This is a genomic window from Anaerolineales bacterium (assembly GCA_003105035.1).
Lineage (GTDB): Bacteria > Chloroflexota > Anaerolineae > Anaerolineales > UBA4823 > FEB-25.
The window spans coordinates 10,583-22,384 of sequence record PQAL01000007.1 but is presented as its reverse complement, the minus strand read 5'-3'; the positions used below and the strand labels follow the sequence as shown (position 1 = coordinate 22,384).

At 50.8% G+C, this 11,802-nt stretch carries 14 protein-coding genes; 6 read left to right on the top strand and 8 right to left on the bottom strand.

All coding sequences use genetic code 11. The features are described 5' to 3' along the window. Positions 1-38 precede the first annotated feature (38 nt). Positions 39-779, bottom strand: a complete 741-nt coding sequence (locus tag C3F13_04665) for a transporter (protein PWB55388.1) — start codon at positions 777-779, stop codon at positions 39-41. After that, a complete protein-coding gene (locus C3F13_04660; GenBank protein ID PWB55387.1) occupies positions 776-1,735 on the bottom strand; it encodes a tRNA(Ile)-lysidine synthetase in 960 nt (319 codons plus the stop codon). Before C3F13_04660 ends, C3F13_04665 begins: the two co-directional genes overlap by 4 nt. A 177-nt stretch (positions 1,736-1,912) precedes the next feature. On the opposite strand from C3F13_04660, the gene C3F13_04655 reads away from it, so the two are divergent. Further along, positions 1,913-2,401, top strand: coding sequence for a hypothetical protein (locus C3F13_04655; GenBank protein ID PWB55386.1), 489 nt, complete (start codon positions 1,913-1,915; stop codon positions 2,399-2,401). Positions 2,402-2,412: 11 nt separating this feature from the next. Here C3F13_04655 and C3F13_04650 read toward each other — a convergent pair whose 3' ends face one another. Further along, positions 2,413-3,039, bottom strand: coding sequence for a uracil phosphoribosyltransferase (locus tag C3F13_04650; GenBank protein PWB55385.1), 627 nt, complete (start codon positions 3,037-3,039; stop codon positions 2,413-2,415). 68 nt (positions 3,040-3,107) lie between these two features. Here C3F13_04650 and C3F13_04645 point away from each other — a divergent pair, with 68 nt between their 5' ends. From C3F13_04645 to C3F13_04625, 5 genes are all read left to right on the top strand, one after another. Further along, a complete protein-coding gene (locus C3F13_04645; GenBank protein ID PWB55384.1) occupies positions 3,108-4,133 on the top strand; it encodes a Holliday junction branch migration DNA helicase RuvB in 1,026 nt (341 codons plus the stop codon). A gap of 38 nt (positions 4,134-4,171) precedes the next feature. After that, the gene (locus tag C3F13_04640; GenBank protein ID PWB55383.1) at positions 4,172-4,405 is read left to right on the top strand and encodes a DUF2905 domain-containing protein; all 234 of its coding nucleotides are present in this window, start codon (positions 4,172-4,174) and stop codon (positions 4,403-4,405) included. 11 nt (positions 4,406-4,416) lie between these two features. Then, positions 4,417-5,445: a tRNA preQ1(34) S-adenosylmethionine ribosyltransferase-isomerase QueA gene (locus C3F13_04635; GenBank protein ID PWB55382.1), complete on the top strand. Its 1,029-nt coding sequence runs from the start codon at positions 4,417-4,419 to the stop codon at positions 5,443-5,445. A gap of 21 nt (positions 5,446-5,466) precedes the next feature. Next, on the top strand, positions 5,467-6,147 hold the full coding sequence (locus C3F13_04630) for a uracil-DNA glycosylase (GenBank protein PWB55381.1): 681 nt from the start codon (positions 5,467-5,469) through the stop codon (positions 6,145-6,147). Between the two features lie 81 nt (positions 6,148-6,228). Then, positions 6,229-7,533: a thymidine phosphorylase gene (locus tag C3F13_04625; GenBank protein PWB55380.1), complete on the top strand. Its 1,305-nt coding sequence runs from the start codon at positions 6,229-6,231 to the stop codon at positions 7,531-7,533. A 7-nt stretch (positions 7,534-7,540) separates the two neighbouring features. On the opposite strand, the gene C3F13_04620 is transcribed toward C3F13_04625, so the two are convergent. From C3F13_04620 to C3F13_04600, 5 genes are read right to left on the bottom strand one after another with little or no spacing between them, the layout of a single operon-like run. Beyond that, positions 7,541-8,599 carry a 2-dehydropantoate 2-reductase gene (locus C3F13_04620; protein ID PWB55379.1) on the bottom strand — a complete coding sequence of 353 codons (1,059 nt, stop codon included), beginning with the start codon at positions 8,597-8,599 and terminating at the stop codon, positions 7,541-7,543. 8 nt (positions 8,600-8,607) lie between these two features. After that, positions 8,608-9,234, bottom strand: a complete 627-nt coding sequence (locus C3F13_04615; protein ID PWB55378.1) for a hypothetical protein — start codon at positions 9,232-9,234, stop codon at positions 8,608-8,610. Further along, positions 9,231-9,884: a histidine phosphatase family protein gene (locus C3F13_04610; protein ID PWB55377.1), complete on the bottom strand. Its 654-nt coding sequence runs from the start codon at positions 9,882-9,884 to the stop codon at positions 9,231-9,233. The genes C3F13_04615 and C3F13_04610 overlap by 4 nt, the downstream gene beginning before the upstream one ends. A 14-nt stretch (positions 9,885-9,898) precedes the next feature. Next, positions 9,899-10,813 carry a methionyl-tRNA formyltransferase gene (locus C3F13_04605; protein ID PWB55376.1) on the bottom strand — a complete coding sequence of 305 codons (915 nt, stop codon included), beginning with the start codon at positions 10,811-10,813 and terminating at the stop codon, positions 9,899-9,901. Positions 10,814-10,864: 51 nt separating this feature from the next. Next, positions 10,865-11,578 (bottom strand): PIG-L family deacetylase, encoded by a 714-nt coding sequence (locus C3F13_04600; protein ID PWB55389.1) that lies wholly within the window; start codon positions 11,576-11,578, stop codon positions 10,865-10,867. Positions 11,579-11,802: the final 224 nt, after the last annotated feature.

The following is an 11,802-nucleotide window of genomic DNA, read 5'->3' as shown; positions in this document are numbered from 1 at the left end:
AACTTAAAGGGGTTCGCTGCACTCGATGGCGGTTTTTTTTATATTTTGAAGGGTGTGAAATTGGTGTCCCGGTCGTAATAGTCTTCGTTTTCCGAGCGTTTCAAGGTGTTGACTACCAGGTAGGTAAGCGGGGTCATCAGTGCTTCCACCGAGCACTTAAACAGGTAATTGGTCATGACTAGGGTGATGAATAAGCTCCAAGGGAACACATTGAATAAGGATGCAATCAGCACGAAGATTATTGAATCCACCAGCTCACCCACCAGTGTGCTGCCTATCGTGCGCGTCCATAGCCAGCGCCCACGGGTGATGATCTTCATTTTCGCCAGGACGACCGAATTGGAAAATTCCCCTGTCCAATAACCAAACAGGCTGGCAAGCACAATCCCGCCGCTGCTTATCCCCCCCAGGATAGCTTGATAGGCATCCTGACCAGCATACTGCTCCCAGGTTGCTTCACCAGGCAGCCTGCCCACCACCCAGAAAACCAGCGAAGTGATCGCCAGGCAAAAAAAGCCAATCCAGATCACCCGCCTTGAGCGCCTGTAGCCATACACTTCTGTGAGAACGTCGCCAAATATATAACTGATGGGAAAAAGCAGTGTGCCAGCATCAAAAGCCAGGCGTACTCCAAATAAATTAAACCCCCAATCGACGATTTTAGCAGAGGAAGCGATATTGCTGACCACTAGAACGGTCACGAACAAAGCAGTGATCAGGTCTAGATAACGGTAGCTAGTTCGCTGGGGATTTTCGATTTGACCGCTCGGTTGGGTCATAGTACCTCACCCTCATCCATGTGGATCCCTCCACCATGCATGTTAAACATCCTGCAGAAAGCACACAAACCCGGTGCAGAAGTAGGCTGCCTACACTCAATGCAACTATGGACCGATGCTGCCCGTTTATCGATCGCATCTGAAAAGAGCCCATCGCGGCGGGCTTGTAGGAAGGAGAGGTAAAAATTAAGCTTGGTCCCTGGCCGGTCGGTTTCCAGCTTATTCAGGATTTCCTTGTTATAAATTGATGTAGAACCTAGCGCAAATGGACATTCGTCGGGAATATATGCGATACCACGCAAGTATGCGTAAGCCGCCATCTCGCGTTCGTAAATGCGGCACAAAGGCTTGACTTTGCGTACCAGGCCTGGCCGGTCCGCCTCCAGCACTGGACCCTGGCGGATAAGGTAGGTGCCAATCCAGTTGAGTGTATTCCCGAACAAGATAGCCGCTTCATCATCCAGGTTATGGCCGGTAATCAGGGCGTCATACTGCAGATCATGGGAAAGTTTGTTCATCACGTGACGCTTGGTGAGGCCGCACACCGAGCATGGTTTGTATCGGCCGCGATGGGTCCGGGAAGTCAATTCTGGTACCGTTTCTCCATAGGCTGCTTTGATATCCACCACATGCAGTTGGAACCCGTTCTGTGTAGCAAAGGCTTGAGCAAAATCAAGCGAATTCTGCGAATACCGAATACCTTCATCGATACCCAGTCCGATGTACAATCCATCGGCGTGATATCCAAGACGATTGAGGATGTCCCACACAGACAGAGAATCTTTTCCACCCGATACGGCAACAAGCAAGCGATCATGCTGTGCAAACATATGGTAGCGTTTTATCGCCCGCTCCACCTGCTCAGGCACCCAATCCAAATAATGCGAAGCACACAAAGCCAGCTTGTGCTGGCGCATATTAATGATGGCTTTTTCACCACATTTACGACAATGCATCGTGTTCGGTCAAAGAGGGCAATATTTAGGAATATGCTTCATTTATCGCCTTAGAAATTGTAAATCAGGTGATGGATTAATGACAGGATGAATTTTCCGGCTGACCGTACCCGAACTACCTGCTATAATTTTATTTATAGCGATGAAATTCGTTCTTAGTTAACATGGAGGTGAACAATGGTCAAATCAGGTTTCATTATAGGAGCAATTTCTTTGGTTTTCATCCTTGGGATCTCCATAGCTGTAGCTCCCTTCTGTGCACCCTGTTTAGGGATCTTTTTTGGCCTGGCAGCCGGCTACCTGGCGGGAGTATTTGATAAACCAGCCAGCTCTGGGGAAAGCGTCAGGAAAGGTGCGTCGGCTGGAGCGATTGCTGGTGCGATTGGTTTTCTGGGTGGTGTGATTGGGGGCGTGTTGAACAGCTTACTGTTGAATCCGGCGAATGTTGAAGCGTTTACCAGGATGCTTGGAATCTATAATGTCAATATCAGCCAGCCCTTGATATGGTTCTCGCAAATAGGTTTTGCCTTGTGCATCGGTCTGTTTGATATCGCCTGGATGGCGGTATTAGGGATTGCGGGCGGGGCATTGTGGTACCAGGTCAGTGGAAAGAATCAAGCCCAGGCCATCTTGCCACCGCAGCAACCCCTGCCTCCAACAGCCTAATATTTAGCTGGTTAGCCTGTACCAAATTGCCTATCCCCGGCATCACCCAACCCCGGGAGGATGTAGCCACGCTGATTCAACGTCTCATCGATCCCGGCGATATGAATGTTCACGTCAGGGTGATGCTTCTGCAGATTTTCAATCCCTTGTGGGGCTGCCAATATACCCACGAATTTGATCTTGCAAACCCCCCAACTTTTTAATATATCCACGGTAGCAACCGCTGAGCCCCCCGTAGCGAGCATGGGATCTAAAATCAAACATACCGAAACATCCGGTTCATTCGGGACTTTTTTATAATACTCAACAGGTTTCAAGGTGTGTTCGTCGCGGACCAGACCGATATGCCACACTTCAGCCGAAGGCATCAGGTGCCAGACGCCTTCCACCATACCCAAACCAGCTCTAAGGATGGGCACCAGGCAAATTTTCTCCGATAGGATCCGACCAGTGGTTAGGGTAAGGGGTGTCTCAACAGCAACCTGGTAGAGGATCAGGTCATTCGTTGCTTCGTATGCCAAAAGAGTGGATATCTCCCTGATTAACTCACGAAATTTTTTGGGGTCAGTGTTTTTATCGCGCAACTTGCATAATTTATGAGCGACCAGGGGATGAATGGATGGGTAGATATTCGGCATATCGATCAACTCCAGCGATGGGATGTTGGAATTATAGTACGTATTCTGGATAGGTTATAATCATATTCATGGATGACAAGCCAACCCGCCTGGTGAACCCCGAAACGCAAATTGATGACCGTCTTGATATAGCGCTTCGGCCTCGAAGCCTGGCTGAGCTGATCGGTCAGGAGCGGGTGAAGGAAAACCTGGGGATCCTCATTGCCGCAGCCCGGCAGCGTGGAGATCCATTGGACCATGTTCTGTTCTACGGGCCACCTGGCTTAGGTAAAACTACCCTGGCGCATGTGCTGGCCAATGAAATGCATGTCAATATCAAGATCACCTCAGGGCCGGCAATCGAACGGGCAGGTGACCTGGCTGCGATATTAACTAATTTGAGGGCAGGTGACATCCTTTTCATTGATGAAGTCCACCGGCTTGGTCGTGCAATTGAAGAAGTGCTCTACCCAGCGATGGAAGATTACGCCCTGGACATCGTGATTGGAAAAGGTCCGTCGGCCCGATCGATCCGACTAAAGCTCCCTCGCTTCACTGTGATTGGGGCAACTACTCGGGTAGCCCTATTGTCTGCTCCACTCCGCTCTCGTTTTGGCGCCGTGTATCACCTCGATTTTTATGATATTGAAGCCATGCGCCTGATCGTGGTGCGTGCCTGCAAGACGTTGAATGTTCATTCCGATGATGAAGGCGTGGATGAAATCGCCCAGCGCGGGCGGGGAACCCCGCGGGTAGCGCTGCGCCTGCTGCGCAGGGTGCGCGATTTCGCCCAGGTGCGAGCCGACGGTAAAATCAGCCGCATTATTGCCCGGGACGCTTTAGAATTACTCAATGTCGACCTGATGGGTCTGGATGAGCTTGACCGCCGGGTACTCTTGACAGTGATCGAAAAATACCGTGGCGGTCCGGTTGGACTGAGCACCATCGCTGCATCAATCAGCGAGGAACCTGATACCATCATGGATGTGGTTGAGCCTTATCTATTGCAGCTGGGCTACCTGGAACGCACCTCCCATGGGCGCGTGGCTACCGCCCTGGCTTATGAGCATTTGGGAATTGCCATTCCCGTCGAAAATCAGCAGAAATTATTCTGAATAGCTAACCTTACCTACTTCATTCCCAGAGTTTCTTTATGTTTCCCAATTTTGCCAGGATATTTTTAATACTTGGGATCATCTTCTTGGTCATCGGGGGGATTTTTTACCTGGCTTCGCGAATTAACCTTCCATTGGGCAAGCTGCCGGGAGATATCGTAATCCAGGGGAAAAATATGACCTGCTTCATCCCCCTGGCCACCTCCATCATTCTCTCAATTTTGCTCAGTCTCATCCTGACCTTGTTCTCGCGCTTCATCGGGCGGAAGTAAGGATAGATTTCATGCGTACTTCCGACTTCGACTACGAGCTGCCTCTACGCTACATTGCTCAGACTCCCATTGAACCGCGCGACCGATCCCGATTAATGGTACTAAACCGGCAAAGTGGTGAGATTAACCACGCAGTGTTCAAGGATATTGGGGAATACCTGCATCCTGGAGATATCCTTGTGCTTAATGAAACGCGGGTTATTCCCGCTCGCCTGTATGCTCACAAATTGCCAAGTCGGGGTAAAGTAGAGATTCTCCTGCTTAGACAGCGCGATAACCTCACCTGGGAAGCCCTGGTGGGGGGTAAAGGGTTGACCGTTGGGAAAAAACTTCAGGTTGAAGCCATCCGGGAGGGTGACCGAGCACCTCTGGCGCAAATCGAGGCGGTATTGCATGGTGCAGAGAGGCTGGTCCGTTTCTCCGAACCGCTTGAGCTGTTCTTTCCTAAGGTCGGGCACACGCCTTTACCACCTTACATCCATACACCTATCAATGACCCCGAGCGTTACCAGACGGTATATGCCCGAACTTCCGGATCAGCTGCGGCCCCAACGGCAGGACTGCACTTCACTCCCTGGCTGATGGACGAGTTGAAAAGCCGAGGCATCAAATTTGCTAAGGTTACCCTGCACGTCGGCTTGGATACATTTGCGCCAGTCACAGAAGGTGACCCAACGAAACACAAAATCCACAGCGAGTGGTGCCAGCTTACTGAACAGAATGCCATGGCAATCAACGCAGTCAAAGCAGCGGGAGGTCGTGTAGTGGCAGTGGGGACGACCAGCGTGCGCACACTGGAAAGCGCTGCTGCAGATGGCATGCTCAGACCATATGAGGGAGCCACTGGCCTGTATATTTTGCCAGGGTACCATTTTAATGCTGTAGATGCTATAGTCACCAATTTCCACTTACCCCGTTCAACATTAATCATGCTGGTCAGTGCTTTTGCAACACGAGAGCTTGTCAGTAAAGCTTACGAAATCGCCAAAAATGAAAATTATCGCTTTTATTCATTCGGCGATGCTATGTTGATTGTTTGAGGGTTGAAACATGTGAGGTTTATGGAGCTCGAAATCTTGAATCAAACCATCATCAGCTGCCGAAAGTGCCCGCGCCTGGTGGAATACCGCGAATTAGTGGCAAAAAAGAAGAAAAAAGCCTATCAGAATTGGGATTATTGGGGGAAGCCCGTTCCAGCGTTCGGCGATATCCTTGGGCGGGTCCTGGTGATTGGACTGGCACCCGGCCCGCATGGCTCCAACCGCACGGGTAGGATGTTCACTGGTGATGCTTCCGGGGTGTTTCTTTTTGCTGCTCTTCACCGCGCCGGTTTTGCTAACCAGGCGATGTCGGTGAGCCGCGAGGATGGTTTGATGCTAAGAGATATGCTTATTTCAGCTGCCTGTCGCTGCGTTCCACCCGATAATAAGCCCACCCGAGTTGAAATGGACAACTGCCGTCCCTATCTTAACCAAGAAATCAAGCTGATGCAAAACCTGCAGGGTATAGTGGCACTTGGTCGCATTGGGTTTGATAATGCCCGGAGAATTTATCGTGAATGGGGGCATATCATTCCCAATTATAAATTTAAACATGGAGAATCATATCAGCTGGGAGAAGGATTGCCCTGGCTGGTCGCTTCTTATCACCCCAGCCAACAAAACACCCAAACCGGCAGGCTGACAGTCGAAATGTTCGATGCAGTCTGGCACAAAGCCAAAACTCTGCTCAGGTCGGAGTGAAGTTTACACCTCACCTGGCTGGTTTTTCTGACCAAGTGAAGCGTCGATTATAATGAGCGGATACACAGGAGAAGGTTAGCCATGCGCATGGTGGATATCATCATCAAGAAACGCGATCAGCTTGAGCTTTCACAGGCTGAAATTAAATTTTTCATCGAGGGATACACTAAAGGGGAAATTCCCGATTATCAGGCCTCCGCATTGGCCATGGCGATCTTATTGAACGGGATGACATCGCGTGAGACGAAGGATATGACGCTGGCGATGGCTCATTCCGGTGAGGTGCTTGATTTATCGAATGTTGTTCCGATTACAGTCGATAAACACTCGACGGGAGGCGTGGGAGATAAGACCAGCCTGGTGGTTGCCCCAACTGTCGCAGCCTGCGGTTTACCGGTCGGTAAAATGTCCGGTCGGGGATTGGGTTTTAGTGGTGGCACACTCGATAAACTTGAATCGATACCCGGCTTCCGTAGTGATTTGAGCATAGAACAGTTCATTAATCAGCTGAAAGCGATCGGAATCGTGCTCATCGGCCAGAGCGTTGACCTGGCTCCTGCAGATGGGAAGTTGTATTCCCTGAGAGACGTGACCGGGACAGTCCAATCCATCCCACTAATTGCCTCTTCGATCATGAGCAAAAAGATAGCCAGCGGTGCGCGAGCAATATTGCTTGACGTAAAGGTTGGCATAGGGGCATTTATGACGGACTTGAGCGAGGCACGAAAACTAGCTGAGCTGATGGTCGAAATCGGAGGAATGGTTGGTAGGAAAACCGTGGCGATTTTATCGGATATGAACCAGCCATTAGGCAAGGCTGTGGGGAATTCTCTTGAGATGGTCGAGGCTATCGAAACGCTGCATGGAGCAGGTCCTGCCGATTTCAAAGAGCACTGCCTGTTGGTTGCAGGCTATATGCTGGCACTCGGCGGTCTGGCTAAGAATGAAGACCTGGGGAAATCCCTGGCGGAAGAAGCACTCATGGGGGGAAAATCGCTTATTAAATTTCGCGAGATGGTCCAGGCCCAGGGGGGGGATATCCGCTACGTTGACCAACCTAGTTTATTCACGAAAGCCAGGTGGATTGAGCAGGTAAAAGCACCTCAAAGTGGGTACCTTGCGGAAGTGAATGCCCGCGATGCTGGTGAAACTACGGTCCTTTTGGGCGGCGGGCGAGAGCACAAAGGGGATCCGATTGACCATGCGGTGGGGTTGGTTATCGAGCACAAGGTGGGAGATTGGGTAAAAGAAGGAGACGTGTTATTCACCGTCCACGCCAACGACCAGGTGAAGCTGGACAAGGCAGTGAGCAAGATGCTGAATGCCCACCGTTGGAGTGATGAACCTGTTGATCCATTACCTCTGTATTATGGAAAAATCGGGTAAACAAAATTCAATCGATTTCTTCCGAAAGATGGATTGTCCGTAGATATTTATCAGGTTGATGAGAGTATTCTTCCAGGGGTATTTTTCCCTGGATCTGGTCGAGTAAGGTTTGGCAAAGCCAATGATTGATTGGCGTTGGGATGCCGTTATGTTGCCCAAATCGTACGACTGCCCCATTTAGATAATCAACCTCGCTCTTCCCCCGACCTGAATGCAGGTCTATATGGAAGGAAGGCATTTTCTCCCCTCTCCCCTTGCCAGCCATGCGTGAGATGATTGGTTGGGACAGGCGTGGAGTTAGCTGATTAACAGCCCAGGCGAAACTCCTCACTGGCACACCAGGTAAATCAACCGGCCTGATCCCCAGAGCCTGCATCACAGCGATGGCTTCGCGTAGCTGGGCAATTTCCACCAGATAAAGAGCTGGGTGGCTAAGTATTTCCGTGGGGGTCATGTCCAGGATAGCTGCCGAGGCATTCGCCAGCAAGTTGGTCAACATCTTTGACCATTTCATCGCCACGGGCGATGAGTACAGGCGGGCAATCAAGTGTGAACTGGTCAGGATTTGGGCTATCGTGGTTGAGAGCGAATGCCCGCTGGATAACCCTACCCCGCGGGCACGTTCCAGGATAATATCGCCTGCATCGACCCTGCGTACAGCACTTGTCACCGTCCCCGGGATGACACGCGTCTTTCCAAGGACGGTCTCAAGCATAGCTTCGTTCTCAACCCCATTCTGCAAGCATAAAACCGGCGGAAAAGTTGACGCAAAGGGGCGTATACTCTCCAGCGTGGGTTGGGTATCGAAGGACTTCAAGGCAAAAACAGCGATATCAAAGGTGGTATAGGCAAATGCAGCTTCAAGGTTCGAGAATACCACCGGATGAAGGATGCGGTAATCCTGGCCACGGATATGTAGCTTCAGCCCACGATCTCTCAGGAGGCTGTCCGTCCCAGGTTGTTCCACGAATACAACCTTTTCCCCTTGCAGGATCAAACTGCCTCCGATATAGGTGCCTATGGCACCCGCGCCAAAGATCAACCAGCTCAAACGAGGTTCCAGGATTAAACTCCTTAAATGTGATTCATCGGCAGGTGGTTATTTAGATTGATGACAGCCCATTGCCTGGATGAAGAATTATAACGTAACTGCGCATAGCCGGTATTGCTAAAGTGGAAGACAGGGCTGTTGTAATGACCCTGGGGGGTGATTCCTAACACTACGAACATGGCTTTATTCAGAATACCACCATGGGAGATGATCAAGTATGCCCCATCAGGTTGGCGGATGACATTCTGCAATCCCACGCAGGCGCGGGTATATAAGTCCACCTGGCTTTCTCCATTCTCACCGATAGGTTGGTAGGGGTGAAAGAAATCAACCGTTGGCGTAAGTGCTTCTATATCTTTAAGCAGTGTGCCTTGTAACTTCCCGTAATTCCTTTCTTTCCAGGCGGGGTCAAACTCGACCGGAATTTTCAAATATCTGGAGATGATCTCTGCTGTTTGGGTTGCACGTTTCAGAGGACTGCTGACGATCAGGTCGAATTTGAACAACTGTGATTTCCAGGAGGATGCCAGCGTTTCGGCTTGTTCCACACCGGCGGGGGTGAGTGGGTAATCTGCCTGGCCTTGCAGCACACCACCACTATTGCCTTCCGACTCTCCATGGCGAAGTAGCGTGATGAAATGCACGGTCATTCCTCGGCAGTTTTCGCGTGCAGGTGATCGTTTACCCCGATGATGTACCAGTGATGTGAAGTGGGGTTATAGCTCACCGTGGCAAAGGCGGAATTATTAAATCGAAAACGTGGTCCATGGAAATTCGGTTGCGGTGTGATGCCTAGAATCGCATAAAAGAACATGTTTAGTAATCCGCCATGGGAGACTACCAGGTATTTCCCCGGCGGGCGCTCAAAGAGGCTTTGCACTGCTGCACCTGCCCGCAAATACAGCTGCCACTGGCTCTCACCCGTTTGGCCAACAGCCAGGTATGGATGAATGAAAGCCGGTTGAGGCAATCTCTGGCGTACTTCCTCAGGTTTTAAACCTGCCATCAGACCGTTATTACGCTCCATCCACACCGGATCTAGCTCCAATGGTAGATTCAACCCGTGAGCGATGATTTCGGCCGTCTCCTGAGCACGAGCCAACGGGCTGGATATGACCAGCTCAAATTCCTTCTTTTCAGATTTCCAGCGATTTACCAAGGCTCTCGCCTGTTCTCTGCCGCGCTCCGTCAACGGAAAATCAGCCTGACCTTGGTGGCGTCCTTCAAAATTGCCCTGTGACTCACCATGGCGTAGGAGGGTCACATGATAAAGAGCAGTTGTGCGAGGGAGAGTGAACATCACAGCTTACCAGCCTAGCTTTCCCAATTCCTCACGCCTAGCAGGAATATTTTCCCGCTTTGGCTTGTTCTGCCTGAGAGTTGAAGCTCCTCCAGCACCAGAAGACCCTCACCAGTAAATATTGCTGGCAGATCTTGATAGATAGTGTGTTTCCCAGCCACACCATTAATCCCGACAATGGGATGAGCACGATGAATTTTCAACATCTGGTTGTTCCAATAGGTAAAAGCTCCAGGCCAGGGGTTGTATGCTCTGACTTTCCGGTCCAACACGATGGCAGGAAATGAAAAATTGAGCAGACCATCTTCTTTTTTGATCATGGGAGCATAGGTTGCCAGGTTCTCATCCTGGGCAGTGGGTGTAAGTGCACCCGATAGATACCTCGGCAAAGTTTCATCCAGCAATTCAGCCCCAAGCTCGGCAAGTTTCGCTGCCAGGCTTAAAGCGTTATCATCACGGTTAATCGGCAGTGACTTTTGACTCAATATGGGTCCGGTATCAATTCCGGAGTCCATGCGCATGATGGTGATTCCCGTCAGGTTATCTCCATTCAGGATGGCAGCCTGGATGGGTGCGGCGCCTCTCCAAAGAGGCAGCAGTGAACCATGCACGTTGATGCAACCATATTTAGGTAATTCCAAAACCGCAGGTCGCAAGATCTGCCCGAAGGCAGTTACAATGATCAGCTCCGGAGCCCACTGCTGCAGCTGATCATAGGCTCCTGGCTCACTTAATCTCCTCGGCTGGATTACAGGCAATTCTAGCTCCTCAGCTAGTAGCTTCACAGGGGGTGGGGACAACTGCCGTCCACGTCCAGCTGGCCGATCGGGCTGGGTGACCACTCCTACCACAGGGTAGCGTGTTGCCAGGCTGCGTAAGGCAGGTAAGGCAAACTCAGGTGAGCCCATGAAGACCGTGCGTGGCATCATGCGTGCGATTGTAGCATAAATTTGTTTGATACCATGCTTGGCAATGATCGATTACGTTTTGTTCTTAGTTTTTTGCCAGGTTTCATCGTCGAGCAGGGCAACGACTTTGAAGGTTTCAGCGTATGGCATTTCCTTGCCCCTGGCAGCCTCTGCCCCCCATTGCTTGATCATCTCTTCCGGATCCCAATCCTTCAGTTGGCTCTTATGAGCCCGCAAGGCTGCCACTTTGGTATCGATGGTATCTTCGATATTTACATAAACATCCGCATTTTCCCACACATGGGCATACACCTTGCGTACCTTATGCCCACTCAGGCCCTCGTCTGCCAGGTCTTCGAACAGGTTGGGTTGCCCCGCGGCTGGGAAGGTGGCGTCGAGGGCTGCCATGGCTGCTGCACGGTGATCGGGGTGATTGATGTAATCACTGCCTGACCAAACGATGGTTGGGTCACCGGTGAGGATCACTTCAGGTTTATACCTGCGGATTTCACGCACAATTTTTTTCCTTAGCTCAAGGGTGGGTTGCAACAGACCATCTGGTTCGCGCAAGAACACAACATCATTAACTCCCGCGATACGGGCGGCTTCCCGCGATTCGGCTTCACGTATCTGGGTGGCCTTTTCACGGGTCATACCCGGTTCATCGATCCCTACATCGCCACTGGTGCATAGCACATATATGATGTGTGAGCCTAGTTTTGCCCAACGTGCAAGGGTGCCCGCACAGGTGAACTCGATGTCATCCGGATGGGCATGGATAGCCATGGCAGATTCAGGTACATATATGCTGGTAGTCATGTAATAATATCCCTCCAATGTGTAAAAGTATCTGAATTATAAAATGAAAAACCGTGCTGTAATCGCACGGTCTTCGTAGAGGGTGGATGGGACTTGAACCCACACAGTGTTACCATCGGCAGGTTTAAAGTCATATGTGAATCTGCGAAATAATAACGGTTTTCCAAGCGGGGCGAGAGGGACTTGAACCC